General features: G+C 71.3%; 26 protein-coding genes (1 of these 26 only partly in view). 10 read left to right on the forward strand and 16 right to left on the reverse strand.

The annotated features are described in order from the left end of the window. Positions 1-276, reverse strand: the start of a protein-coding gene (locus J8M51_RS14175; protein WP_086752525.1) for a DNA-3-methyladenine glycosylase. 366 nt of this gene lie to the left of the window's left edge; the window shows 276 of its 642 coding nt (coding positions 1-276); it begins with the start codon at positions 274-276; the stop codon falls past the left edge of the window. A 164-nt stretch (positions 277-440) separates the two neighbouring features. On the opposite strand from J8M51_RS14175, the gene J8M51_RS14180 reads away from it, so the two are divergent. The 3 genes from J8M51_RS14180 to J8M51_RS14190 all read left to right on the forward strand — a co-directional run bounded on the left by J8M51_RS14180 (position 441) and on the right by J8M51_RS14190 (position 2,504). Continuing rightward, positions 441-1,223, forward strand: coding sequence for a sporulation protein (locus J8M51_RS14180; protein WP_086752527.1), 783 nt, complete (start codon positions 441-443; stop codon positions 1,221-1,223). A gap of 83 nt (positions 1,224-1,306) precedes the next feature. Next, a complete protein-coding gene (locus J8M51_RS14185; RefSeq protein ID WP_086752529.1) occupies positions 1,307-1,843 on the forward strand; it encodes a YbhB/YbcL family Raf kinase inhibitor-like protein in 537 nt (178 codons plus the stop codon). A gap of 154 nt (positions 1,844-1,997) precedes the next feature. Then, the gene (locus tag J8M51_RS14190; protein WP_033529234.1) at positions 1,998-2,504 is read left to right on the forward strand and encodes an HNH endonuclease; all 507 of its coding nucleotides are present in this window, start codon (positions 1,998-2,000) and stop codon (positions 2,502-2,504) included. A 134-nt stretch (positions 2,505-2,638) separates the two neighbouring features. Here J8M51_RS14190 and J8M51_RS14195 read toward each other — a convergent pair whose 3' ends face one another. The 3 genes from J8M51_RS14195 to J8M51_RS14205 all read right to left on the reverse strand — a co-directional run bounded on the left by J8M51_RS14195 (position 2,639) and on the right by J8M51_RS14205 (position 5,139). Then, positions 2,639-3,586 carry an SPFH domain-containing protein gene (locus J8M51_RS14195; protein WP_086752531.1) on the reverse strand — a complete coding sequence of 316 codons (948 nt, stop codon included), beginning with the start codon at positions 3,584-3,586 and terminating at the stop codon, positions 2,639-2,641. A gap of 184 nt (positions 3,587-3,770) precedes the next feature. Beyond that, positions 3,771-4,202: an NfeD family protein gene (locus J8M51_RS14200; protein WP_086752537.1), complete on the reverse strand. Its 432-nt coding sequence runs from the start codon at positions 4,200-4,202 to the stop codon at positions 3,771-3,773. Positions 4,203-4,347: 145 nt separating this feature from the next. Beyond that, positions 4,348-5,139 carry an ABC transporter ATP-binding protein gene (locus J8M51_RS14205; protein WP_046912565.1) on the reverse strand — a complete coding sequence of 264 codons (792 nt, stop codon included), beginning with the start codon at positions 5,137-5,139 and terminating at the stop codon, positions 4,348-4,350. A 150-nt stretch (positions 5,140-5,289) separates the two neighbouring features. Here J8M51_RS14205 and J8M51_RS14210 point away from each other — a divergent pair, with 150 nt between their 5' ends. Further along, positions 5,290-6,075, forward strand: coding sequence for a hypothetical protein (locus tag J8M51_RS14210; RefSeq protein WP_086752535.1), 786 nt, complete (start codon positions 5,290-5,292; stop codon positions 6,073-6,075). A 324-nt stretch (positions 6,076-6,399) separates the two neighbouring features. On the opposite strand, the gene J8M51_RS14215 is transcribed toward J8M51_RS14210, so the two are convergent. The 4 genes from J8M51_RS14215 to J8M51_RS14230 form a co-directional block, all read right to left on the reverse strand. Continuing rightward, positions 6,400-6,639 carry a chaplin family protein gene (locus J8M51_RS14215; RefSeq protein WP_216590900.1) on the reverse strand — a complete coding sequence of 80 codons (240 nt, stop codon included), beginning with the start codon at positions 6,637-6,639 and terminating at the stop codon, positions 6,400-6,402. 191 nt (positions 6,640-6,830) lie between these two features. Next, the gene (chpE, locus tag J8M51_RS14220; RefSeq protein WP_216590901.1) at positions 6,831-7,079 is read right to left on the reverse strand and encodes a chaplin ChpE; all 249 of its coding nucleotides are present in this window, start codon (positions 7,077-7,079) and stop codon (positions 6,831-6,833) included. 157 nt (positions 7,080-7,236) lie between these two features. Beyond that, complete coding sequence (locus J8M51_RS14225) at positions 7,237-7,878, reverse strand: response regulator (protein ID WP_086760564.1); 642 nt, start codon at positions 7,876-7,878, stop codon at positions 7,237-7,239. Then, on the reverse strand, positions 7,871-9,016 hold the full coding sequence (locus J8M51_RS14230; RefSeq protein WP_086760566.1) for a GAF domain-containing sensor histidine kinase: 1,146 nt from the start codon (positions 9,014-9,016) through the stop codon (positions 7,871-7,873). The genes J8M51_RS14225 and J8M51_RS14230 overlap by 8 nt, the downstream gene beginning before the upstream one ends. Positions 9,017-9,272: 256 nt before the next feature. Between J8M51_RS14230 and J8M51_RS14235 the strand changes: the two genes are divergently transcribed. The 3 genes from J8M51_RS14235 to J8M51_RS14245 all read left to right on the forward strand — a co-directional run bounded on the left by J8M51_RS14235 (position 9,273) and on the right by J8M51_RS14245 (position 12,067). Beyond that, entirely contained in the window at positions 9,273-9,968 is a 696-nt protein-coding gene (locus J8M51_RS14235) for an SDR family NAD(P)-dependent oxidoreductase (protein WP_086760568.1), read from the forward strand. Continuing rightward, on the forward strand, positions 9,965-11,101 hold the full coding sequence (locus J8M51_RS14240) for an S-adenosylmethionine:tRNA ribosyltransferase-isomerase (RefSeq protein ID WP_216590904.1): 1,137 nt from the start codon (positions 9,965-9,967) through the stop codon (positions 11,099-11,101). The genes J8M51_RS14235 and J8M51_RS14240 overlap by 4 nt, the downstream gene beginning before the upstream one ends. A 297-nt stretch (positions 11,102-11,398) precedes the next feature. After that, positions 11,399-12,067 (forward strand): transglycosylase SLT domain-containing protein, encoded by a 669-nt coding sequence (locus J8M51_RS14245; RefSeq protein WP_086756992.1) that lies wholly within the window; start codon positions 11,399-11,401, stop codon positions 12,065-12,067. A 79-nt stretch (positions 12,068-12,146) separates the two neighbouring features. Here J8M51_RS14245 and J8M51_RS14250 read toward each other — a convergent pair whose 3' ends face one another. Beyond that, positions 12,147-14,666: an ABC transporter ATP-binding protein/permease gene (locus J8M51_RS14250; protein ID WP_086756994.1), complete on the reverse strand. Its 2,520-nt coding sequence runs from the start codon at positions 14,664-14,666 to the stop codon at positions 12,147-12,149. A gap of 241 nt (positions 14,667-14,907) precedes the next feature. Here J8M51_RS14250 and J8M51_RS14255 point away from each other — a divergent pair, with 241 nt between their 5' ends. Together J8M51_RS14255 and serB are read left to right on the forward strand one after the other, a co-directional pair. Beyond that, a complete protein-coding gene (locus J8M51_RS14255; RefSeq protein ID WP_267299199.1) occupies positions 14,908-16,803 on the forward strand; it encodes a streptophobe family protein in 1,896 nt (631 codons plus the stop codon). Between the two features lie 154 nt (positions 16,804-16,957). Beyond that, positions 16,958-18,166, forward strand: a complete 1,209-nt coding sequence (serB, locus tag J8M51_RS14260) for a phosphoserine phosphatase SerB (protein WP_086757443.1) — start codon at positions 16,958-16,960, stop codon at positions 18,164-18,166. A 101-nt stretch (positions 18,167-18,267) separates the two neighbouring features. On the opposite strand, the gene J8M51_RS14265 is transcribed toward serB, so the two are convergent. The 4 genes from J8M51_RS14265 to J8M51_RS14280 all read right to left on the reverse strand — a co-directional run bounded on the left by J8M51_RS14265 (position 18,268) and on the right by J8M51_RS14280 (position 20,824). After that, on the reverse strand, positions 18,268-18,786 hold the full coding sequence (locus J8M51_RS14265) for a SixA phosphatase family protein (RefSeq protein WP_086757444.1): 519 nt from the start codon (positions 18,784-18,786) through the stop codon (positions 18,268-18,270). 97 nt (positions 18,787-18,883) lie between these two features. After that, positions 18,884-19,099, reverse strand: a complete 216-nt coding sequence (locus J8M51_RS14270; RefSeq protein ID WP_086757446.1) for a hypothetical protein — start codon at positions 19,097-19,099, stop codon at positions 18,884-18,886. Between the two features lie 236 nt (positions 19,100-19,335). Then, entirely contained in the window at positions 19,336-19,452 is a 117-nt protein-coding gene (locus J8M51_RS14275; protein ID WP_086757448.1) for an SGM_5486 family transporter-associated protein, read from the reverse strand. A 76-nt stretch (positions 19,453-19,528) separates the two neighbouring features. Then, positions 19,529-20,824, reverse strand: a complete 1,296-nt coding sequence (locus J8M51_RS14280) for a CynX/NimT family MFS transporter (RefSeq protein WP_398856060.1) — start codon at positions 20,822-20,824, stop codon at positions 19,529-19,531. A 130-nt stretch (positions 20,825-20,954) separates the two neighbouring features. Between J8M51_RS14280 and J8M51_RS14285 the strand changes: the two genes are divergently transcribed. Beyond that, a complete protein-coding gene (locus J8M51_RS14285; RefSeq protein WP_086757451.1) occupies positions 20,955-21,650 on the forward strand; it encodes a FadR/GntR family transcriptional regulator in 696 nt (231 codons plus the stop codon). Here the strand turns inward: J8M51_RS14285 and J8M51_RS14290 are convergent. From J8M51_RS14290 to fabG, 3 genes are all read right to left on the reverse strand, one after another. Further along, entirely contained in the window at positions 21,625-21,975 is a 351-nt protein-coding gene (locus tag J8M51_RS14290) for a hypothetical protein (RefSeq protein WP_086757453.1), read from the reverse strand. The two genes, J8M51_RS14285 and J8M51_RS14290, sit on opposite strands and share 26 nt — an antisense overlap. Before the next feature lie 181 nt (positions 21,976-22,156). After that, complete coding sequence (gene fabI / locus J8M51_RS14295) at positions 22,157-22,924, reverse strand: enoyl-ACP reductase FabI (RefSeq protein ID WP_086757455.1); 768 nt, start codon at positions 22,922-22,924, stop codon at positions 22,157-22,159. Positions 22,925-22,929: 5 nt separating this feature from the next. Next, positions 22,930-23,634, reverse strand: coding sequence for a 3-oxoacyl-[acyl-carrier-protein] reductase (gene fabG, locus J8M51_RS14300; RefSeq protein ID WP_086757457.1), 705 nt, complete (start codon positions 23,632-23,634; stop codon positions 22,930-22,932). Positions 23,635-23,788 lie beyond the last annotated feature (154 nt).

The following is a 23,788-nucleotide window of genomic DNA, read 5'->3' on the forward strand; positions in this document are numbered from 1 at the left end:
CAGGTTCATGCAGTGCCACATGCCGTAGGTGAAGTAGACGTACACATGTCCGGGCGGACCGAACATCACGCCGTTGCGGGCGGTGCGTCCCCGATAGGCGTGGGAGCCGGGGTCGTTCGCGCCGTCGTAGGCCTCGACCTCCGTGATGCGGAGCTCGATCGGACCCTGCGGGGAGGAACGGACGAGGACGCGTCCCAGAAGGTCCGGGGCCACCTCCAGTACAGGGCGGTCGAAGAACCCGCGGGCGAGGGGCGTACGGTCGAGGCTCGCGATCATGGCGTACGAGCGTAGTCCCCGACGGGTGTGTGCCGACGGGTGGCCAGGTGGCGCTCTCTCTTGGAAGGGTTGGAGAAGAGAGAGGACGCGGAACCGGCGACTGCCGGACTGCGTTTGTAGGGATCAAGGATCAACGCAGGCTTTGCCTGACGGGAGGAACAGACATGGGGTTCAAGCGGCTGCTCGCGAGCCTGGGAGCCGGTGGCGCTTCGGTCGAGACGGTGCTGACCGAGGTCAATGTCGTGCCGGGCGGTGTCGTCCAGGGTGAGGTGCGGATCCAGGGCGGCTCCGTGGACCAGCAGATCGAGGCGCTGTCCGTCGGTCTCCAGGCCAAGGTCGAGGTCGAGGGCCAGGACGCGGAGTACAAGCAGGACATCGAGTTCACCAAGCAGCGGCTCGGTGGTGCCTTCGAGCTCAAGGCCGGGGCGGTGCACGTGGTGCCGTTCGGGCTGGAGATCCCGTGGGAGACGCCGGTCACCACGATCCAGGGGCAGCCGCTGCGGGGCATGAACATCGGCGTGACCACCGAGCTGGAGATCGCGCGCGCGGTCGACTCCGGTGACCTGGACCCGATCAACGTGCACCCGCTGCCGGCCCAGCAGGCTCTCCTGGACGCCTTCATCCAGCTGGGCTTCCGCTTCAAGAACGCGGACATGGAGCGCGGTCACATCCGGGGGACGCGGCAGAAGCTGCCGTTCTACCAGGAGATCGAGTTCTACCCGCCGCAGCAGTACCACGGCCTGAACCAGGTCGAGTTGAGCTTCGTCGCCGACGAGCGCGAGATGGACGTCGTGCTGGAGATGGACAAGAAGCCGGGTCTGTTCAGCGAGGGCAGCGACTCGTTCCGCTCGTTCAAGGTGGGGCTGCACGACTACCAGAACACGGACTGGGCGGGGTATCTGAACCAGTGGCTGTCGGAGGTCGGCAGCAAGCGCAGTTGGTTCTAGGCTCGGACCGCTCGACAGCCGCTCGACAGCCGCTCGAGACAACTGGAACCACACCTACCCCGGATCCATCAGGAGGTACCGAGGTGACCGAGCCGAAGAGGCCGCCGCTTCCCCACGATTTCCACCCGGTCGTGCCGTCCTTCACGGTCGCTAGCGAGGACGTCGAGGCCGGTGCGACGCTCAAGGACGCTCAGGTCCACGCGGAGGGGAACACATCTCCCCATCTGCGCTGGGAGGGCTTCCCTCCGGAGACCAAGAGCTTCGCCGTGACGTGCTACGACCCGGACGCCCCCACGGGCAGCGGGTTCTGGCACTGGGTCGTGTTCGACATCCCGGCGTCGGTGACGGAGCTGCCCACGGGTGCGGGCTCGGGGAAGTTCGAGGGGCTGCCCGAGGGCGCCGTCCAGGCGCGCAACGACTACGGGACGAGGGACTTCGGCGGTGCCGCTCCGCCGCCCGGGGATCCCGCGCACCGGTATGTGTTCACGGTGTACGCGGTGGATCAGGAGAAGCTCGGTCCGGACGCGGACGCCTCTCCCGCCGTGGTCGGCTTCAACCTGCGATTCCACACGCTGGGGCGCGCTCAACTCATCGGAGAGTACGCCGCTGTGGCGGAATAGTAACGAAGCCGGACGTTCATTGAACGTTTGCCCGTCTCTGGTCTTGGAAGTGATCAGAGACGGGCATTTTTTATTGCGTTGTCCATCTCGGCGTGCCCGGCCAGAGTTGATCCAAGCCCGCCGGGGGGTGGGCTGGCACAGGAGGTGGGCTGGGATGCGGGACACGCTGGTACTGAACGCGAGCTTCGAGCCGCTGTCGACGGTGACGCTCAACCGAGCCGTCGTGCTGGTACTGCAGGACAAGGCCGTCGTCGAGCAGACCCACCCCGAACTGCGCATGCGCGGAGCCGCGGTCGACATACCGGCGCCCCGGGTGATCAGGCTCTGCAGGTATGTACGGGTGCCGTTCCGAAGACAAGCGCCGTGGTCGAGGCGGGGTGTTCTGGTACGGGACAGGCACAGGTGCGCGTACTGCGGTCGTCGGGCGACGACCGTGGACCACGTGGTGCCGCGGTCGCGGGGTGGTGGTGACACCTGGCTGAACACGGTGGCTTCCTGCGCCGAGGACAACCACCGCAAGGCGGACCGGACTCCGGAGCAGGCGGGGATGCCGCTGCTGCGGCAGCCGTTCGAGCCGACGCCGGCCGATGCGATGCTGCTGTCTCTGGGGCACGACGACTTCGACGCGCTGCCTGCCTGGCTCTCGCAAGGGGCCGCGTAACGCCGTTGGGGTCGGTGCCGTTCGCGGACTGCGGGTCCGTTGTGGCTGATCGCGCAGTCCCCCGCGCCCCTTGAAAGCAACAGCCTGGGGCCCGCCTTCCTCGTCGAAGGCGGGCCCCAGGCTGTGGTGCGTGTTCAGTCGATCGCCGGCTTCTCGCGGCGGTCGCCGTTGCCGTCGGACGGGCGGGGGACGGACGGGCCGCCGCCCAGATTGCCGAAGTTGCCCATGGCGCCGGAGAGGCCCTTGAGGGCGTCGCCGATCTCGCTGGGGACGATCCAGAGCTTGTTGGCGTCGCCCTCGGCGATCTTCGGGAGCATCTGGAGGTACTGGTAGGAGAGGAGCTTCTGGTCCGGGTCTCCTGCGTGGATGGCCTCGAAGACCGTACGGACGGCCTGGGCCTCGCCCTCGGCGCGCAGGGCGGCGGCCTTGGCCTCACCCTCGGCGCGCAGGATCTGGGACTGCTTCTCACCCTCGGCGGTGAGGATGGCCGCCTGGCGCGTACCTTCGGCGGTGAGGATCGCGGCGCGCTTGTCACGGTCGGCGCGCATCTGCTTCTCCATCGAGTCCTGGATGGAGGTGGGCGGCTCGATCGCCTTGAGCTCGACGCGGTTGACGCGGATGCCCCACTTGCCGGTGGCCTCGTCGAGGACGCCGCGCAGGGCCGCGTTGATCTCCTCGCGGGAGGTCAGGGTCCGCTCCAGGTCCATGCCACCGATGATGTTGCGCAGGGTGGTGACGGTGAGCTGCTCGATGGCCTGGATGTAGCTGGCGACCTCGTAGGTGGCGGCGCGGGCGTCGGTCACCTGGTAGTAGATGACCGTGTCGATGTTCACCACCAGGTTGTCCTGGGTGATCACCGGCTGCGGCGGGAACGGCACGACCTGTTCGCGGAGGTCGATGCGGTTGCGGATCGAGTCGATGAACGGGACGACGATGTTGAGGCCCGCGTTGAGCGTGCGCGTGTAGCGGCCGAACCGCTCGACGATGGCCGCGCTGGCCTGTGGAATCACCTGGATGGTCTTGATCAGGGCGATGAAGACCAGCACCACCAGAATGATCAGGACGATGATGATCGGTTCCATCGTGTGCTCCCCGAGCCCTTCTCCGCCGTGTCGCTGCCTGAGATCTTGAAAGTGCTCAAGATCCTGAAGATCCTATGCCTGCCGAGGCCGTTGAAGATCTTGTGGTCGAGTCTGGCAGAACACCGCCTGCCAGGTGGGTCGTTCAGGTCACAGTGTCATCGCCTCGTGACCACGTCGTACGAGGTCACATGACGATCGCCGTGGCTCCCTCGATCTCCACGACGTCCACTTCCTGGCCCACCTCGTAGGCCTGACCGGTGTCGAGCGCGCGGGCGGACCAGATCTCGCCGCCCAGCTTGATACGGCCGCCCGTGCCGTCGACCCGTTCCAGGACGACGGCGTGCTTGCCCTTCAACGCGTCGATGCCGGTCGCGAGTTGGGGCCGTCCCGATCTGTGCCGGGCCGCGATGGGCCGTACGACGGCGATGAGCGAGACGGAGACGATCGCGAAGACGACGACCTGCAGGACGACTCCCCCGCCGAGCCCCGCGACCACGGCGCCGGCGACCGCGCCCAGGGCGAGCATGCCCAACTCGGGCATCGCGGTCACGACGAGGGCGATACCGAGCCCGGCCGCGCCGATCAGCCACCACACCCATGCGTCGATGCTGTCCACAACGGCCATGGTAGAACCGCGATCCGCCCGCCGAACAGAGCGCACGGTCAAAGATCGCGTACAGAGGGCTGCCAAGTCGGGTGCGCCCGGGCCCGGTTGTGGTCCCGGGGCACCCGACTTGCGGAAGATCGGGAGAAGTTGGAGGTCAGGTGAGGGGCAGGCCGTGGGCGGTCCAGCGCTCGCCGAGCTGGTCGACGACGAGCGGGAGGCCGAAGCAGAGGGAGAGGTTGCGGGAAGTCAGCTCCAGCTCCAGCGGGCCGGCGGCGAGGACCTTGCCCTGACGGATCATCAGGACGTGGGTGAAGCCCGGCGGGATCTCCTCGACATGGTGCGTGACCATGATCATGGAAGGGGCGATCGGGTCGCGGGCGAGGCGGCCGAGCCGGCGTACGAGGTCCTCGCGGCCGCCGAGGTCGAGGCCGGCGGCGGGCTCGTCGAGGAGCAGCAGCTCGGGGTCGGCCATCAGGGCGCGGGCGATCAGGGTGCGCTTGCGCTCGCCCTCGGAGAGGGTGCCGAACTTGCGGTCGACGTAGTCCGTCATGCCGAGGCGGTCGAGGAAGGCGCGGGCGCGCAGCTCGTCGATCTCCTCGTAGTCCTCGTTCCAGGTGGCCGTCATGCCGTACGCGGCCGTCAGCACCGTCTGCAGGACGGTCTGGCGCCGGGGGAGCTTCTCCGCCATGGCGATGCCGGCCATGCCGATGCGGGGGCGCAGTTCGAAGACGTCGACCTTGCCGAGGGTGTCGCCGAGGATCGTGGCGGTGCCCTTGCTGGGGTAGAGGTAGCTGGAGGCGATGTTGAGGAGGGTGGTCTTGCCGGCGCCATTGGGGCCGAGGATGGCCCAGCGCTCGCCCTCCTTGACCGACCAGGAGACCTGGTCCACCAGAGCCCGGCCCTCGCGGACCACGGATACGTCCTCCAGCTCCAGAACATCGCTCATGAGCGCGCTGTCTCCCCTTGCAGTGTCGGCCTGTCTCGGCTGTCGCGTACGCCTGTGGTCGGAGCCACCGCCGGGTGGGCGCAGCCCTCAGGGAAATCTACGCCACCGGTCGGGCCGTCCATCCCCTCGGTCGGTCCTTAGGGTGGGGGCATGCTCTCGGAACCACGTTCAGGACGCCTCGCCTCATGGGGAAATGCCCTTCTTGCCGGACTTGTCTCGCCGGATGACGCGGTGCTCGCGATCGTCGGGGAGGACGCCGTGCACCGGGTGGAGGGGTTGCCCGGTGAGTCGGGGCCCGTCGGGCTGACGCTCGGGCTGGGGCGGTTGCGGGCGCTCGGGGTGACCGGGCTGCGGGTCGCGCTGCCCGCGGCGGGGCATCCGCTGGGGCTGAGCGGGCCGCCGGAGTTCAACAAGCGCGCGCTGGAGGCGGAGGAGGCGGTCGTCTGCCACGGGGGTGCGCTGGGGCTGGTGCCGGAGGTGTACGCGGTCGGGCCGTCGGGCGACGAGCATGTGGAGGTCGTCTGGCACTGTCTGGAGGTGCGGGAGGCGCCGCCCGCCGATGTGCCGTCCCTCGGGGAGGCCGAGCGGGAGTTGGCGGAGGCGTTGCGGGAGGCGACCGAGGTGCTGTCGCGGCTGGACGTCGCCGCGTCGGGGCCGGTGGCGGAGGCGGCGATCGACGCGTACCGGGCGCGCGCCGAGCGGGGGCGGGAGATGCTGGCGCCCGGGTATCCGCCGCGTGCGGTACGGGTGCTGGAGCTGGCCCAGCGGGTGGGGCTGCTGATCGCGGTGGCGTTCGAGAACGGCGACGGCGGGGCCGTGAGCGCCTCGGAGATGGCCTCGCGGGCGGCTGCGCTGCGGCCGGTGGAGCGGACGGCCCGGCGGGCGCAGGTGGCGGCTTACAACGCGTTCGTGGAGGAGCGGGAGCGGGGGCGGTAGTTCGTGCGGGGGTGCGCTGGGGCCCTGGCTGTGTGTTGCCCGGCGGCTGCGGGTGCGACTGGGCCCTTGGTCGCGGGTTGCTCGGTGGCTGCGGCTGGGCGGGGGCCGGGTTTCGCTCACCGGCGCTCGCCGGGTGCCGCTGCGCCCACCCTCCCCCACTCTCGGCTTCGCTCGAGCGGGAGGTGCCCCCATCGCCGCAGCGGCACGATTGCCCGCAGTCGGGGGGAGCCGCGGTGCGATCGGCCCGCAGTTGGCGCTGGAGCGGACGGCCGAAGCCCCGCGAACCCGGAAGGGTTGCGGGGCCTCGGTGCGCAGCGCCTCGGCTCAGGGGTTGGCCGTCACGTTGCCGAACGTCGGGTTGAGCGCGGCGATGAGGTTGGCGCTGAGTCCGGTGACCGTGACGGGGACGTCGACGGGGACCTGGACGTCGAGGCCGGAGCCGACGCCCGGGGAGTGCACGGCAGCGCTGTCGGCGGACGAGTCGGCGACGGCCGCACCGGACGAGGCGCCCGCGGCGAGACCGGCGGCGGTGACGGTCAGGGCGGCCTTCTTGGCGAAGTTCATGAGCTGCGTTCCTCCTGCGTCGTACGGGTCCGGCCCGCTCGCGGGCCGTGCGCTGATCAACGCCGGGCGGACACGCGGTGGCACGGACGAACGCCGGGAACTGCCTGTTCGGCGCATTGGGGTGACAACCTGACCGGCCTTCCAGGAGCGCCTGGAAGGCCGGTGGTCACTGGTGCTCCGGGGCGGGAACGTCAGTGGTTGACACCCAGGTTGCCGAAGGCCGGGTTCAGGACACCGATGACGTTCACGCTGTTGCCGACCACGTTCACGGGGATGTTGACCGGGGCCTGGATGACGTTGCCCGAGACGACGCCCGGCGAACCGAGGGCCTTGCCGTCGGCGTGCGCGCCGCCGTCGCTGGCGGAGGCCATACCGGCACCGGCGGCGACGAGGCCACCGGCCACCATCGTGACAGCGGCGGCCTTCTTCAGGTTCTTCACTTTGAGCCCTTCCTCGCGGTCGCTGCGGCGGTCGCACGCAGCACGCACTGAAGAACGCGGGCGGTCCCGGCAGGATGCGCCACCCGGGGGACATACACCCGACAGTATGAATCTCAGTCCGGAGGGGAACCCTCCGTGTTGCCGGACGATCCGTCCCTCATCCGGCCACACCGTGTCGCACCGCCCACAGCGCGGCCTGTGTCCGGTCCGCCAGGTCGAGCTTCATGAGGATGTTCGAGACATGGGTCTTCACCGTCTTCTCGGAGAGCACCAGGGCGCGGGCGATCTCCCGGTTGGAGCGGCCGTCGGCGATCAGGCCGAGCACCTCGCGCTCCCGCTCGGTGAGTGAACCGCCTCTCCCCTGCCCCGAGTTGGTCTCCTCCTGGGACAGCAGGGCGTCGGCGACCTCCGGTTGGAGAAGGATGTGGCCGGCGTGCACCGAGCGGATGGCACCGGCCAGGGCGTCGGGGTCCACGTCCTTGTAGACGTATCCGGCGGCGCCGGCGCGCAGGGCCGGGACGACCGTGCGCTGCTCGGTGAAGCTGGTGACGATGAGCACGCGCGCGGGGTTGGACAGTTCGCGGAGTTTCCGGAGGGCCTCGACGCCGTCCATGCCGGGCATCCTGACGTCCATGAGGACGACGTCCGGCCGTAGTTCCTCGGCTCGGGCGACGCCCTCGGCGCCGTCGGCGGCCTCGCCCACGACCTGTATGTCGTCCTGCACCTCCAGGAAGGTGCGCAGGCCGCGTCGGACCACCTGGTGGTCGTCGACGAGCAGCACCTTGATTGCGTCAGCCACCGGGGACCTCCATCTCGATCGTGGTGCCCTTTCCGGGCGCCGATTCCACGGTCAGCCGGCCGCCGACCCCGCTGGCCCGGTCCCGCATGGAGACCAGTCCGAGGTGGCGTCCGGCACGGCGTACGGTCTGGGGGTCGAAGCCGGTGCCGTCGTCCGTGACGCGCAGGACGGCTCCGCCGCCCCGCCGGTCGAGGGTGACGTCGACCTGTTCGGCGCCCGAGTGCCGCAGGGCGTTGTGCAGGGCCTCCTGGGCGACGCGCAGCATGGCCTCCTCCTGGGCGGCGGGCAGCGCGCGGGCGCCGCGGCCGGAGAAGGTGACGCGGGCGCTGTGGGCGCGGTCCAGGACGTGGACCTGGGTGCGCAGGGTGGCGACCAGGCCGTCCTCGTCGAGTCCGGCGGGGCGCAGTTCGACGACGGCGGCGCGCAGTTCGTCCGCGGCCTCGGCGGCGAGGGCGGCGACCTGCTGGAGTTCGCCCTTCGCGCGCGTGGGGTCGCGGTCGACGAGGGCGGTGGCCGCCTGGGCGGTCAGGCGCAGGGAGAACAGCTTCTGGCTGACGGCGTCGTGGAGTTCGTGGGCGAGGCGGGAGCGCTCCTCGGCGATGGTCAGCTCGCGGCTGCGCTCGTAGAGGCGGGCGTTGGTGAGGGCGATCGCGGCGTGCTGGGCGAGGATCGACAGCAGTTCCTCGTCCTCCTCGGTGAAGCCGCAGCCGCCCTCGGGCCTGGGGCAGCGCTTGTTGGCGAGGAAGAGGGCGCCGATGACCTCGTCGCCGTCGCGGATGGGCAGGCCGAGGAAGTCGATCAGGTCGGGGTGGGCGCTGGGCCAGCCCTCGAAGCGGGGGTCCTCGCGGACGTCCGCCAGCCGCTCGGGGGTCGCCTCGTGGAGCATCGCGGCGAGGATGCCGTGCTGACGCGGGAGGGGGCCGATGGCCTTCCACTGGGCGTCGCTGACGCCGTCGACGACGAACTGGGCGAAGCCGCCGTGGTCGTCGGGGACGCCGAGCGCGGCGTACTCCGCGTCGAGCAGCTCACGCGCGGAGGCGACGATCGTCTTGAGGACGTCACGCACCTCCAGATGCCTGCTCATGGCCAGCAACGCGCTGCTCACCGCGGCGAGGCCGGACCGTGGACCTTGACTCATGGCCTCACCGTACCGGCGGGGTCCGACACCGCGGATCGGACCGCCGGAGGCCTCGGCGGGGCCCTCGGACCTAGGCCGGGGACCTACGACCGGACCTAGGCCCCGTCCTAGGTCCCTCAGGTCGGCCCGGCGGCCTAGGGCGAAGTGCCCCGGTGGTCTGCGGCCCGCGTACGAGGCGGCCGGGGTGGTCCCGTTCCTACGTTGGGATCACCGCCGACCGGTTCGGGAGGCGGCCGGGAACGAGGGGACGGTTGTCATGCCGGTAGCGATCATCACGGGGGCGTCGAAAGGGCTGGGCCGGGCGCTCGGCTCGGCACTGGCGGAGCGCGGCTGGGATCTGGTGCTGGACGCCAGGACCGCCGGGGCCCTGAACGAGACGGCGGCGGAGCTGTCGGCGTACGGGACGCGGGTGGAGGCCCTGCCGGGGGATGTCACGGACGCCGGGCACCGGGCGGAGCTGGTGGCGGCGGCGCGGGCGCTGGGCGGGGTCGATCTGCTGGTGAACAACGCCAGCGCGCTGGGTGCAGAGCCGCTCGTACGGCTGGAGGAGCTGGCGCTGGACGGGCTGCGGCGGGCCCTGGAGGTCAATGTGGTCGCGGCGCTGGGGCTGGTCCAGGAGGCGCTGCCGCTGTTGCGGGCCTCGGGGGCGGGCGCGGTGATCGGTGTCAGTTCGGACGCGGCGGCCGAGGCGTACGGGACGTGGGGCGGGTACGGGGCCTCGAAGGCGGCGCTGGACCAGCTGTCGGCGGTGCTGGCCGAGGAGGAACCCGGGCTGCGGGTGTGGGCCGTCGATCCCGGGGACATGGGGACGGACCTGTACGCGGCGGCCGTGCCGGACGACGACGATCCGCGGCCGAGCCCGGCGACGGTGGTCCCGGCCTTCCTGCGGCTGCTGGACGAGCGGCCGGCCAGTGGCCGCTACGGGGCCCCTTCCCTGCTGGAGCGGCGATGACGACGGCGGCGGTGCGGGTGCCGGAGGGGCTGCACGCGCGTGTGCCCGCCGAGCAGCGCGGTCCGGGGCTGGACCGGGACGGTGTGCGGCTGCTGGTCTCGCGGGGCACGGCGGTGTCGCACCACGCGTTCGCGGCGCTGCCGGGGCTGCTGAGAGCGGGGGACCTGCTGGTGGTCAACACCTCGCCGACGCTGGCGGCGGCGGTGGACGGGACGGTGGGGCACGCGCGCGTGGTGGTGCATTTCTCCACGCGGGGCGACGACGGGCGGTGGGCCGTCGAACTGCGGGAGCCGGACGGGCGCGGCACCACGCGCGCGCGTGCGGGCGGTCCGGCGGGGACGGAGGTACGGCTCCCCTGTGACGTACGGCTCGTCCTGGAGGAGCCGCTGAGCGAGCGGGGTGAGCGGCTGTGGTGGGCCCGGGTGTCCGCACCGGCCGTCGCGGGGGTGCGGGCCGGTGCGGGGGTGCCGGCCGTCGCCGAGCTGCTCCGGGAGCACGGGCGGCCCATTCGGTACGCCTATACGGAGCGGGACCAGCCGTTGTCCGTGTACCAGACGGTGTTCGCGCTGCCGTCGGAGGGCGGGGCGGGGAGCGCCGAGATGCCGAGTGCGGGGCGCCCCTTCACCGCGCGGCTGGTGGCGGAGCTGGTGAGCCGGGGGGTGCAGTTCGCGCCGGTCACGCTGCACACGGGGGTGGCGTCGGCGGAGGCGCACGAGCCGCCGTATCCGGAGCGGTTCGCGGTGCCGGAGGCGTCGGCCCGGTTGATCAACGCGGCGCGGGCCGGAGACGGCCGGGTGGTCGCCGTGGGGACGACGGCGGTGCGGGCCGTGGAGTCGGCCACCGGGGACGACGGCGTCGTACGGGCCCGGGAGGGCTGGACGGATCTGGTGGTGACACCGGGGCGCGGGGTGCGGGTGGTCGACGGGCTGCTGACCGGGCTGCACGAGCCGGAGGCCTCGCATCTGCTGATGCTGGAGGCGGTCGCCGGGCGGGCGGCGATCGACCGCGCGTACGAGGCCGCCGTCGAGGGGCGTTACCTGTGGCACGAGTTCGGGGACGTGCACCTGATCCTGCCGCCGGAGCCCACCGCCACGGGGCCTTACACAGAGCATTGCGACAGCAACTGCCCGTGAGGCGCACGCCCGGCCCGTGTGAGCCCGCCCATAGGGCGCGCATCACGTACGAACCTGCCTAGGAGAGAGATAAGGGTGGTTTGAGCGGGAGAGACGGGTTGGTCTGTCCTGTTTTGCCGTTTCCGCTCCAACTACCGAGGATCGTACGTCACACCTTTGCCACATGATTTTGCGGCCGCTAAGAATTGCTGCTGTCGCTCGACGCCGCGGGTCGCCCCGCGGCGTTTGTGCTGGAAGAGCAGTGTCCCCATCCGGCACGAGAGCGACCTCCGCGCTATTCGAAGAGGTCCCTCACTCATGCTCAAGAACGCCAAGAAGAACCCCGGCCACAGTCTCGCGCTGACCAAGACCCACAAGCTCTCGCTCGCCGGAGTGGCCGCCTTCGGTGCCGCCGCCCTCGCGTTCTCGCTGGTGCCGGCCGAGGCTCAGACCGCCACGCAGACCGTGTCCGCGGCTCCGGCGGCGTTCAGCCAGAACCCGGCCAAGGCCGCGAAGGCGAGCGTCACGAACCAGGCCGCCGACGCCGACAAGAAGGCCGCCGCCGCTGCCGCGAAGAAGAAGGCCGCGCAGGAGCGCGCGAAGAAGGAGGCGGCCAGCCGGTCCGCCCAGCGCGCCAAGGTCGCCAAGGCCGCCGCGAAGTCGTACCCGAACAACCTCGACGGCTGGATCCGCGAGGCGCTCGACATCATGAAGAAGCACAAGATCCCGGGCACCTACAACGGCCTGCACAAGAACATCATGCGGGAGTCCTCGGGCAACCCGAACGCCATCAACAACTGGGACATCAACGCCAAGAACGGCGTCCCGTCGATCGGTCTGCTGCAGGTCATCAAGCCGACCTTCGACGCGTACCACGTCCCGGGCACGAAGAAGAGCCAGTACGACCCGGTCGCCAACCTGACGGCCGCCGCGAACTACGCCGCCGACCGCTACGGCTCGATCGACAACGTCAACAGCGCGTACTGAGGCCCGCGCGGGACCTCGGAGAACGTGGAAGGGCGGCACCCGGTGCGGGTGCCGCCCTTCGCTTGCCGGTGCTACCCGGTCACTTCCGCATGACCTCGGGCTCGTGGCGGCGCAGGAAGCGGGCCACGAGGACACCGCAGAGCGCGCCGAGCACGATGAGGGCGATCATGTCGAGGGTGTAGGCGCCGACCGCGTGGTCCCACAGCGGGTCGGTGTCGCCGGCCTCCTTGGGCGGGCTGATGTTGTTGAAGTCCAGCGTGGCACCGGCGGCGGCGACCGCCCAGCGCGACGGCATCAGGTACGAGAACTCGTTCACACCGGGGCTGCCGTGCAGGGCGAAGAGGCAGCCGGTGAAGACGACCTGGACGATCGCGAACATCACCAGCAGTGGCATCGTCTTCTCGGCGGTCTTCACCAGCGAGGAGATGACCAGGCCGAACATCATGGACGTGAAGCCGAGTCCCATGATCGGGACGGAGAGCTCCAGCATCACGGCGAACTTGCCCTCGCCGAAGATCAGCCCCTCGTCCGGGATCGTCCGGCTGGAGAAACCGATCGCGCCGACCATGGCGCCCTGGAACACGGTGACCGCGCCGAGGACGATCACCTTGGACATCAGGTACGCCGAGCGCGACAGGCCGGTGGCCCGCTCCCGCTCGTAGATCACCCGTTCCTTGATCAGCTCTCGTACGGAGTTGGCGGCGCCCGCGAAGCACGCGCCGACCGCGAGGATCAGCAGGACGGTGGTGGCCGTGCCGTTCGGGATGGGCAGGCCGGTCGCCTTGTTCACCCCCCGCACCAGCAGGTCCTTGTCCGGGTCGATGAGCAGGCTCACCGCGCCGAGGACGGCCGGCAGGATCACCGTCAGCGCCAGGAAGCCCTTGTCGGAGACGATGACGGAGACATAGCGCCGGACCAGGGTGGCGAGCTGGGAGAACCAGCCCTGTGGCTTCGGCGGGCGCATCGACTGCGGCGGCGGCATGTGCACCGACTGCGGGGCGACGGCGTCGATGTCCGCGGCGTACATCTGGTAGTGCTGCGAGCCCTTCCAGCGGCCCGCCCAGTCGTAGTCGCGGTAGTTCTCGAAGGCGGAGAAGACGTCGGCCCAGGTGTCGTAGCCGAAGAAGTTCAGCGCCTCCTCAGGCGGACCGAAGTACGCCACCGAGCCGCCCGGGGCCATCACCAGCAGCTTGTCGCAGATCGCCAGCTCGGCCACCGAGTGGGTGACCACCAGGACGGTGCGGCCGTCGTCGGCGAGGCCGCGCAGCAGCTGCATGACGTCGCGGTCCATGCCCGGGTCGAGGCCGGAGGTCGGCTCGTCCAGGAAGATCAGCGACGGCTTGGTCAGCAGCTCCAGGGCGACCGAGACGCGCTTGCGCTGGCCGCCGGAGAGCGAGGTGACCTTCTTGTCCTTGTGGATGTCGAGCTTCAGCTCGCGCAGCACCTCGTCGATGCGGGCGTCACGCTCGGCGGCCGTGGTGTCGGCCGGGAAGCGCAGCTTGGCCGCGTACTTGAGGGCCTTCTTGACGGTCAGCTCCTTGTGCAGGATGTCGTCCTGCGGGACCAGACCGATGCGCTGGCGCAGCTCGGCGAACTGCTTGTACAGGTTCCGGTTGTCGTAGAGGACGTCGCCCTGGTTGGCCGGGCGGTAGCCCGTGAGCGCCTTCAGCAGGGTGGACTTGCCGGAGCCCGAGGGGCCGATGACCGCGATCAGCGACTTCTCCGGGACACCGAAGGAGACGTCCTTCAGGATCTGCTTGCCGCCGTCGACGGTGACCGTCAGATGGCGTGCGGAGAAGGAGACGTCACCGGTGTCGACGAACTCTTCCAGGCGGTCGCCGACGATGCGGAACGTCGAGTGGCCGACGCCGACGATGTCGTTCGGGCCGAGGAGGGCGGTGCCACCCTTGGCGATCGGCATGCCGTTGACGAACGTGCCGTTGTGCGAGCCGAGGTCACGGATCTCGAAGCGCCCGTCGGGCGTCGCGTGGAACTCGGCGTGGTTGCGCGAGACCTGGAGGTCGGAGACCACCAGCTCGTTCTCCAGCGCACGACCGATCCGCATCACCCGGCCGAGGGCCAGCTGATGGAACGTGGTCGGGCTGCGGTCGCCGTAGACCGGCGGCGCCCCCGCGCCACCACCGGGGCCCTGCTGCGGGAAGCCCTGCTGCTGCGGGACCTGGGCCGCCTGCGGCTGCTGCCAGCCCGCCTGCGGCGCCTGCTGCTGCGGGGGCTGCTGGCCGGCGTATCCGGCGCTCGCGCCCTGCGCCGCGTACGGCTGCTGCTGGGGCTGCGCGACGGACGCGGCGGTGCCGGAGAGGCTGAGTCTCGGGCCGTCGGTCGCGTTGCCCAGGTACACGGCAGAGCCGGGGCCGATCTCCAGCTGGTGGATCCGCTGCCCCTGCACGAAGGTGCCGTTGGTGCTGCCGTGGTCCTCGATCACCCAACTACGGCCGCCGAAGCTGATCGTGGCGTGACGCCAGGACACCCTGGCGTCGTCGAACACGATGTCTCCCTGCGGATCACGTCCGAGGGTATATGCCCTGGACGGATCGAGCGTCCAGGTTTGTCCGTTCAATTCCAGTACGAGTTCCGGCACTCCATGCCCCACTGAGTTGTCCCCCGAATTACCCCCAACACAGGGAGTCTAGGGATGTCGAACATCGGGGGGAACTATTTCAGGCTCGACCCCCTGACCGAAAGTCGGGCCTTGTGAAGAGAACGTACGGGGGCATCTCCCCGTCCCGTTGACGGGGTTGAAACCGGGCCGGAGAGTGGTAATCCCACGCGAGGGGGACATCAGCGGTGCAACGCCGCGATGCGGATCGGGGGGTCCGACCATGAGCGACCGGAATGTTGACCGTGGCAGGCGTGTGCCGTGGGGGGATGTGCTGTTCTCCGCGATCGCCGCCGTGAGCTGGGCGTTGATCGGCATGGCGGCCACGGCGGCGCTCGGTCTGCATCTGCTGGAGGCCGACTCCGCGGGCGAACTCGGGCCCATGACGGCGGCTGTCGTGGCGCTCGGGGCGGGTGGGTCGGTGACCCCGTCCGGCGATGTGTCCGCCTTTGGCCTGGATGGGGCACGGGCCACCACCGCCATCGAGATCACGCCACTGGGGGTGAGCCTGGTCGGAGCGCTCCTGCTCTCCTGGTTCTTCCTGCGCTCCCTGCGCGGCGCGGGAGTCACGATCCCCGCCGCCGAACTCCTCGCGCGCGCGGGCACGGTGCTCGCGCTCTTCGTGGCGCTGATGGGCGGACTGGCCTGGGCGGGCGCCGCCGTCATCACCCTCGACGGCGCCCGGCTCGGCATCGACGGACAACTGCCGGGCGGCGGCGGCCTCGACGACGTGGAGATCCCCGGGCTCGGCGGTCTCGGGGACCTCGGCGGCGGTCTGCTGCCGGACCGGCTGGGCGACCTGGCCGACGCGAACGCCCGGGTCGGCTTCACGGTCGACACCGTGCCGACCCTGCTGGGCGGCCTGACCTGGTGCCTGGGCGTGCTGCTCGTCGCCCTGCTGGCCTCGCGCCGCACTCCCCTGCCGCCCGCCCTCGACGCCGTGCACCGGGTCGTACGGCCGGCCGTGTCCGCGGTGGTCACCGTGCTGCTGGTGGCGGTCCTGGCCGGGCTCGCGGCGGCGGTGTACGCGGCGATCGGCGACGCGCACCCCGGGCGGATCGCCGGCGCGGCCCTGCTCGGCGCGCCCAACGGGGTCTGGGTGGGCGTCCCCCTCGGCCTCCTCGTCCAGTGGGACGGCAGGGCCACCGGGGCGCTGGCCGACCTCCTGCCCGACCCGCTCGACGAACTGCTGCGCGTCGACGCCGGCGAACCCGTCACGCTCGGCCGCCTCGCCGAACTCGACAACCGTCTCTGGCTGTTGGGCCTCGCCGCCGCGCTGATGATGATGTACGCGGGGGTCCTGACCGCCGTGCGTACGCCTTTCGTACGGCCGTCGGCCGCCACCGCTGCCGGGGGTGCGCCCGGTCCGGATGTACGGGGCGGGGGTGCGCTCGGCTTCGTCGCACGCTGCGCGCTTCGGCTGGGGCTCGCGACGGCGGTGGCGCTGCCGCTGCTCGTCCTGCTGACGGAGCTGTCGGTGGACGCCTCGCTGGCCGTGTTCGGCATCGACGCGTTCGACGCGGGGATCGAGCTGCGCGGGCGGGCGGCCATGGCGCTGGTGCTGGGCGCGCTCTGGGGCGCGGGCGCGGGGGCCGCCGGGGCGGTCCTGGCCTGTCTGACGCGGGCCGCCGGGCTGCGGCCCTCTCCGTGGGCGCGGGGTGGGGTGGGTGGCGGCGGGGCGGCGGGCACCGGGGTCCACGAGACCTCGGGCTCCGCCTCGGGACCGTACACGCCGGGCGCTCCGTACCGGCCGCCGAACCCGGACACCAATCCGTATCTGCGGCTGCCGGACGGGCTGCGGGGGCCGTCGGGGGCGCCGGGTCCGCCGGGAGCCCGGGAGCCCGGAGGGCCCGGGGGCGGCGGTCAGGGGGCGGCTGGTGGCCGGGGCGGTTCCGGGGCGCGGGAGCCCGACGTGTACGGGGCGCCGACGGTGATGCGGAGGGGCACGCCTCCGCCGAGGCGCCCCGGGACGGGGCCGGGGACGGGATCGGGGCGGGGATCGGGGGCGGGCTCCGGCTCGGGGGCGCGGTCGGGGACGTGGCCCGCACCGCCTCCGCCTCCGCCGCCGCCGGAGGAGCGGCCGCCTCCGCCACCGCCTCGGGGCCCCCGGGGGCGTTGACGGAGGCCCGGGACCGGGGGAGATCCTGTGAAGGTGTTCCGGGGCGTCGTACACGGTCCGGGTGCGCTTCAGCCGCCGGTAACCCAGTGTTCTCCGTCCGCTGGGCGGACCTCAGGGGCAAAAGGCGCGGGGCGCCGGATACGGTTGGCACATCATGAGCGCTTCGCAGACCTCCTCTGACACGCCCACTCTCCTCGTCAAGATCTTCGGCAAGGACCGGCCGGGCATCACCGCCGGGCTGTTCGACACCCTCGCCGCGTACTCCGTCGACGTCGTCGACATCGAGCAGGTCGTCACCCGTGGCCGGATCGTGCTGTGCGCGCTCGTGACCGAGCCGCCCGCCGGTCAGGAGGGCGACCTGCGGGCGACCGTGCACAGCTGGGCGGAGTCGATGAAGATGCAGGCGGAGATCATCTCCGGCCTGGGCGACAACCGGCCCCGTGGCCTCGGCCGCTCCCACGTCACCGTTCTCGGCCACCCGCTGACCGCCGAGTCCACCGCCCGTATCGCCGCCCGGATCACCGCGACCGGCGGCAACATCGACCGTATCTTCCGGCTCGCCAAGTACCCGGTGACGGCCGTCGAGTTCGCGGTGTCCGGTACGGAACCGGAGACGCTGCGCACCGCGCTGGTCACCGAGTCGGTGGCGCTGGGCGTGGACGTGGCCGTCGTCGCGGCGGGGCTGCACCGCCGGGCGCAGCGCCTGGTGGTCATGGACGTGGACTCCACGCTCATCCAGGACGAGGTGATCGAGCTCTTCGCCGCGCACGCCGGCTGCGAGAAGGAGGTCGCCGAGGTCACCGAGGCCGCGATGCGCGGGGAGCTGGACTTCGAGCAGTCGCTGCACGCGCGCGTGGCGCTGCTGGAGGGGCTCGACGCCTCGGTGGTGGAGAAGGTGCGCAGCGAGGTCCGGCTCACGCCGGGGGCACGCACCCTGATCCGTACGCTGAAGCGGCTGGGCTTCCAAGTCGGTGTGGTCTCGGGCGGGTTCACCCAGGTCACGGACGATCTCAAGGAGCGGCTGGGCCTCGATTTCGCGCAGGCCAACACCTTGGAGATCGTCGACGGCAGGCTCACCGGCAAGGTCGTGGGCGAGATCGTCGACCGGGCGGGCAAGGCGCGGCTGCTGCGCCGGTTCGCCGCCGAGGCGGGCGTGCCGCTGGCCCAGACCGTGGCGATCGGCGACGGCGCCAATGACCTCGACATGCTCAACGCGGCCGGTCTGGGCGTCGCCTTCAACGCCAAGCCGGTGGTCCGCGAGGCCGCGCACACGGCGGTGAACTTCCCCTTCCTCGACACCGTGCTGTACCTCCTCGGGGTGACCCGGGAAGAGGTCGAGGCGGCGGACACGCACGACGAGTAACGGGGCGGGCGATTCACGGACGACAGGCCCGGCACCAGGTGGTGCCGGGCCTGTCGTCGTGCCTGTCGTCGTGTCGGGTGCCGGGGCGCCCGCGCGGCGGGTTATTCCGTCGGCGCCCAGTAGTCGGCCAGCGTGGCCGCGCCCGGTTCCAGGCTCTTCCAGGCGCCCTCGAAGGTGAGGACGGCGAAGGCGGCGGCCGGGAAGCCGAGGCGGTTCATCCGCTCGCGGGCGTCGCCCTCGGCGCCGCCGGCGAGGATGTCGGCGAGGCTCTGGACTCCGGGGTTGTGGCCGATCAGGACGACGTTCTGGGTGTCGTCGGGGGTTTCGTTGAGCAGGGCGATCAGCTCGCCGGGCGAGGCTTCGTAGATCCGCTCCTCGTAGACCGTTTTCGGCCGCTCGGGCAGCTCGTGGACGGCCAGCTTCCAGGTCTCGCGGGTCCTGACGGCCGTGGAGCAGAGGGCAAGGTCGAGGGGGATGCCGGAGTCGGCCAGCTTGCGCCCGGCGACGGCGGCGTCCATACGGCCCCGGTCGGCGAGCGGCCGTTCGTGGTCGGAGACCTGTGGCCAGTCGGCCTTCGCATGCCGGAAGAGGACGATCCTGCGGGGTTCTGCGACGCTCATGCGTCCCAGCTTCGCACGAAACAGGCCATGGGGCGCAGGGAGTTGAAGTGCGGATACCCGAGACCGGTACCCGTGCTTCCGGCGGGCTGGCCGCTCGTCACGGTGTGTGGTTCGGCAGGGCCTGCTGTATCCACTGCAGGAAGTGGGCGATCACGGGGTCGCCGCTCGCCGCCCGGGCCTCCGCGGGGTTCAGGATCAGCAGCAGGAGAGCGGCGAAGCCGAGGGCGGGCAGGGCGATCGCCCACCAGGGCAGCCGGATGTCGACACCGGTCGTGGGCGCCGGGTGGGGCCGGGTGTGCGTAGGGGCCGACATGCCGCCTCCGTGGTCCGCGAGTCGTCGTGGCCCGTCCTCCGTGGGCCCTCGCGGGTCCCCTGCGGCCACACCTCGAAGCTACGGAACGCGAGCGCCGGGGCCCATCCGGTGATCCACCCACTTCACCCTGAGACTCACCCCCTAGGGGACGGGGGGATATCCCCACCCCGGCGGTCACGGCGGCGGTCACGCCGACGATCAGGCCGGCGGTCACGCCGACGCGACCGCCGTGCCGCTCAGGGTGACGCGATGACCGCGATGATCCCGATGACGACGAAGATGGCGAGGAACGAGCCGAAGACCAGGAGCATCTTCTTCTGGCCGTTCTGGGGGTTCGGGTCGAGCACTGGCATACGCCCAGTCTCGCACCCCCGGCCCGCCGCGAGGCCGCCGGGGGGCGCAGCGGACCGCCTGGCGGCCCGGGGGCCGTCAGCGGGCCGCCTCGTCCTCCACCACCCGGTCGCGGCCCGCCAGGACGCCCGCCGCGATCTGCGGGACCATCAGGGCCGCCATCAGGGCGAGGGGCAGTCCCCAGCCGCCGCTGTGCTGGTACAGGACGCCGACGAGGAGCGGGCCGGGGACGGAGATCAGGTACCCCGTGCTCTGGGCGAAGGCGGACAGCCTGGCCACCCCCGCGCCGGTCCCGGCCCGCATGCCGACCATGGTGAGCGCCAGCGGGAAGGAGCAGTTGGAGACACCGATCAGCAGCGCCCACGCCCAGGCTCCCCCGGCCGGGGCCAGATAGAGCCCGCCGTAGCCGAGGAGCCCGCAGACGCCCAGGGCGACCGCGATGGGGCCCTGGTGGGGCAGCCGGGTGGCGAGCCGGGGGATGACGAAGGCCAGCGGTACGCCCATCGCCATGGTGACGGCCAGCAGCAGCCCCGCCGTGCCGGCCGGGACCCCCGCGTCCCGGAAGATCTGCGCCATCCACCCCATGGTGATGTAGGCGGCGGTCGCCTGGAGGCCGAAGAACACGGCGAGCGCCCAGGCGGTACGGCTCCGGGTGATCCGGAGGGCGGGCCCGTCCTCGGGCGCGGGTGCCGTGCCGGCGGGTGCCGTCCCGCGCGCGGGGGTCTCCCCGGCCCGGCGGCGGTCGCGGTCCCGCACGAAGGGCAGCCAGGGCAGTACGGCCGCCGCCGCGAGGCCCGCCCAGACGGCGAGGCCGGTCTGCCAACTGCCGCCCAGCGCCGCGGTCATGGGCACGGTGACGGCGGCGGCGGACGAGGTGCCGAGGGCGAGGGCCATGGAGTACAGGCCCGTCATGGAGCCGACGCGGTCCGGGAACCAGCGCTTGACGATGACCGGCATCAGGACGTTGCTGACGGCGATGCCCATCAGGGCGAGGGCGCTCGCGGCCACGAAGCCGGCCGTACCGCCGGCGTACGGCCTCAGCAGCAGGCCGCCCGCGATCGCGGCCATGCCCGCGCAGACGACGGCGGCCGGGCCGAAGCGGCGGGCGAGCCGGGGGGCCATGACGCCGAAGAGGGCGAAGCAGAGCGGGGGTACGGAGGTGAGGAGACCGGCGACGCCGCCGCTCATGCCGAGCCCGACGCGCACCTCTTCGAGGAGGGCGCCGAGGCTGGTGATGGCGGGGCGGAGGTTGAGCGCGGTCAGGACGATGCCCACGACCACCAGACGGGTCGTCCACGCGCGCGTGGACGACGACGGGCCCCCGGAGCGGGGCTGTTCGGACGGGACGCGTCCCTGGGCGGTGGATGCGGGCATGGTCGATGGGGGTGTGGTGGATGTCGGCGTCAAAGTCTCCTCACTCATGAGACCCATCATAGAATCATAGGATGATTGGTTGTCCATGGCCCGGCCTCTCCCGGTCGGCCCGTCCGTGCGAAGGTGTGCCATGCCGCTGAGCCATCCCCGCCGATCGGCGCTGTCCGAGCAGGTCATCGCCGCGCTACGGAACCAGATCACCTCGGGCGAGTGGCCGGTGGGCTCCCGTATCCCCACCGAGCCCGAACTCGTCGAGCAGCTGGGCGTCGCCCGGAACACGGTCCGCGAGGCCGTGCGCGCGCTCGCGCACAACGGTCTGCTGGACATCCGCCAGGGCTCCGGCACCTATGTCGTCGCGACGAGCGAACTCGCGGGCGTGATGCACCGCCGCTTCGCGGGCGCCGATCCGACGCACATCGCCGAGCTGCGCTCCGCCCTGGAGTCGAGCGCCGCGAAGCTGGCCGCCGAGCGGCGCACCGAGAAGGACCTGAAGCAGCTCGACACGCTCCTGGCCCGGCGTGAGGAGGCGTGGGCCTCGGGCGACGCGGAGGCCTTCGTGACCGCCGACGCGACCTTCCACCTGGCCGTCGTCGCCGCGTCCCACAACGACGTCGTGACGACCGTCTACGCCGACCTGGGCGAGGTCCTGCGGGACTGGCTGCGCGGTGACGTGGGCGAGGAGCTGACCCCGGAGACGTACATGGACCACACCCGGCTCGTGGACGCGATCCGCGCGGGCGACACGAAGACCGCCGCGGCGGAGGCGGCCGGCTATCCGTTCCACTGCCGTCCGGCCCGGGTCAGTCCGCCCCCCGCCGGTGGCTGAACCACACCGACCGGACCTCCTTCCAGCAGCGCCCGGTGAGGCGTACGGTCCGCGCGGGCGCCGTCTCGACGGCCGCGCTGTCGCTGTCGATGTCCCACCACCGCGCGCACTCGATGTGCAGCCGGACGTGGTCGACGGAGGCGTAGGGGTTGAAGCAGTGCGCGACCACCTGGGAGCCGGTGACGGTGCTGTGGCAGGCCGCCCCGAACGGATCGGGCTTGCCGTCGTCCGCCGCTACGCGCGCGTGCGGTGCCGACTCGGACGGAAGGGTGAGGACAAGGGCCAGGGCGACGACAGCTGGGGCGACGCTGCGGGAGACGCGCACAAGGGGGACCTCCTCGGCCGAGTGGCTGAGCGGTGCACGTCCAGCGTGCGCGGCACCCGGCCCCGACGGCCCGCCGGATGAGCCGAACGAGTGACGATTCCGGCGGACAGGAGTACGGCGAGGGCGCGCACCCGAATGGATGCGCGCCCTCGAACCGGCGTACTGCCTGTGGCGGTGGCGTTCAGGCGCCGATCGCGTGCAGCCCGCCGTCGACGTGGATGATCTCGCCGGTGGTCTTCGGGAACCAGTCGCTGAGCAGCGCGACGACACCGCGGCCGGCCGGCTCGGGGTCCTTGAGGTCCCACTCCAGCGGCGAACGGTCGTCCCACACGGCCGCCAGCTCGCCGAAGCCCGGGATGGACTTGGCGGCCATGGAGGCGAGCGGACCGGCGGAGACCAGGTTGCAGCGGATGTTCTGCTTGCCCAGGTCACGGGCGACGTAACGGCTGGTGGCCTCCAGGGCGGCCTTGGCCGGGCCCATCCAGTCGTACTGCGGCCAGGCGAACTTCGCGTCGAAGGTCAGACCGACGACCGAGCCGCCGTTCTGCATCAGCGGCAGGCAGGCCATGGTCAGCGACTTCAGGGAGTACGCCGAGACGTGCATCGCGGTGGCGACGGACTCGAACGGCGTGTTGAGGAAGTTGCCGCCGAGGGCGTCCTGCGGGGCGAAGCCGATGGAGTGCACGACGCCGTCGAGGCCGCCCAGCTCCTCACCGACGATGTCGGCCAGCCGCCCGAGGTGTTCGTCGTTGGTGACGTCCAGCTCGATGACCTTGGTGGGCCTGGGGAGCTTCCTGGCGATGCGCTCGGTCAGCGTGGGCCGGGGAAAGGCCGTGAGGATGATCTCGGCGCCCTGCTCCTGGGCCAGCTTGGCGGTGTGGAAGGCGATGGAGGACTCCATCAGCACACCGGTGATCAGGACGCGCTTGCCCTCGAGGATTCCGCTCATGGTGATCAGTGACCCATTCCCAGTCCGCCGTCTACGGGGATGACGGCTCCAGTGATGTACGAGGCGTCGTCCGAGGCGAGGAACCGCACCGTCGCGGCGATCTCCTCGGGCTGCGCGTACCGGCCGAGCGGCACCTGCTTCACGATGCCCGCGCGCTGCTCGTCGGTGAGCACCTTCGTCATGTCGGTGTCGACGAAGCCGGGGGCGACGACGTTGAAGGTGATGTTGCGCGAGCCCAGCTCACGGGCGAGGGAGCGCGCGAAGCCGACCAGGCCCGCCTTGGAGGCGGCGTAGTTGGCCTGCCCCGGCGAACCGTAGAGGCCCACGACCGAGGAGATGAGAACGACACGGCCCTTCTTCGCGCGCAGCATGCCGCGGTTGGCTCGCTTGACGACCCGGAAGGTGCCCGTGAGGTTGGTGTCGACGACCGAGGTGAAGTCCTCCTCGGTCATCCGCATCAGCAGCTGGTCCTTGGTGACGCCGGCGTTGGCGATCAGGACCTCGACCGGGCCGTGCTCGGCCTCGATCTCCTTGTAGGCCTGCTCCACCTGCTCGGGGTCGGTGATGTCGCACTTGACGGCGAGGAAGCCGGCCGGCGGCTCCCCCGAGCGGTAGGTGATGGCGACCTTGTCGCCGGCGTCGGCGAACGCGCGGGCGATGGCGAGGCCGATGCCCCGGTTGCCTCCGGTGACGAGAACCGAGCGGCTCAACGGATCACCCTTTCGTTCTGAAGTCTGGTACCGGGTCTGGCACCAGGTCTGTCACCCCCGAACCTATCCGTCCGCCGCGCCGGGAACGGACTAGGGGAGCGACAGGGCCATGGGGTGCTGTCTGTGGGAACCCCACAGACAGCACCCCATGGCA

Source organism: Streptomyces griseiscabiei, assembly GCF_020010925.1.
Classification (GTDB): Bacteria; Actinomycetota; Actinomycetes; order Streptomycetales; family Streptomycetaceae; genus Streptomyces; species Streptomyces griseiscabiei.

Coding starts and splice junctions, on each gene's coding strand:
- J8M51_RS14180 (WP_086752527.1), top strand. CDS start 441: ATGGGGTTCAAGCGGCTGCTCGCGAGCCTGGGAGCCGGTGGCGCTTCG.
- J8M51_RS14190 (WP_033529234.1), top strand. CDS start 1,998: ATGCGGGACACGCTGGTACTGAACGCGAGCTTCGAGCCGCTGTCGACG.
- J8M51_RS14195 (WP_086752531.1), bottom strand. CDS start 3,586: ATGGAACCGATCATCATCGTCCTGATCATTCTGGTGGTGCTGGTCTTC.
- J8M51_RS14205 (WP_046912565.1), bottom strand. CDS start 5,139: ATGAGCGATGTTCTGGAGCTGGAGGACGTATCCGTGGTCCGCGAGGGC.
- J8M51_RS14210 (WP_086752535.1), top strand. CDS start 5,290: ATGCTCTCGGAACCACGTTCAGGACGCCTCGCCTCATGGGGAAATGCC.
- J8M51_RS14215 (WP_216590900.1), bottom strand. CDS start 6,639: ATGAACTTCGCCAAGAAGGCCGCCCTGACCGTCACCGCCGCCGGTCTC.
- J8M51_RS14230 (WP_086760566.1), bottom strand. CDS start 9,016: ATGAGTCAAGGTCCACGGTCCGGCCTCGCCGCGGTGAGCAGCGCGTTG.
- J8M51_RS14235 (WP_086760568.1), top strand. CDS start 9,273: ATGCCGGTAGCGATCATCACGGGGGCGTCGAAAGGGCTGGGCCGGGCG.
- J8M51_RS14240 (WP_216590904.1), top strand. CDS start 9,965: ATGACGACGGCGGCGGTGCGGGTGCCGGAGGGGCTGCACGCGCGTGTG.
- J8M51_RS14245 (WP_086756992.1), top strand. CDS start 11,399: ATGCTCAAGAACGCCAAGAAGAACCCCGGCCACAGTCTCGCGCTGACC.
- J8M51_RS14255 (WP_267299199.1), top strand. CDS start 14,908: ATGAGCGACCGGAATGTTGACCGTGGCAGGCGTGTGCCGTGGGGGGAT.
- serB (WP_086757443.1), top strand. CDS start 16,958: ATGAGCGCTTCGCAGACCTCCTCTGACACGCCCACTCTCCTCGTCAAG.
- J8M51_RS14265 (WP_086757444.1), bottom strand. CDS start 18,786: ATGAGCGTCGCAGAACCCCGCAGGATCGTCCTCTTCCGGCATGCGAAG.
- J8M51_RS14270 (WP_086757446.1), bottom strand. CDS start 19,099: ATGTCGGCCCCTACGCACACCCGGCCCCACCCGGCGCCCACGACCGGT.
- J8M51_RS14275 (WP_086757448.1), bottom strand. CDS start 19,452: ATGCCAGTGCTCGACCCGAACCCCCAGAACGGCCAGAAGAAGATGCTC.
- J8M51_RS14280 (WP_398856060.1), bottom strand. CDS start 20,824: ATGCCCGCATCCACCGCCCAGGGACGCGTCCCGTCCGAACAGCCCCGC.
- J8M51_RS14285 (WP_086757451.1), top strand. CDS start 20,955: ATGCCGCTGAGCCATCCCCGCCGATCGGCGCTGTCCGAGCAGGTCATC.
- fabI (WP_086757455.1), bottom strand. CDS start 22,924: ATGAGCGGAATCCTCGAGGGCAAGCGCGTCCTGATCACCGGTGTGCTG.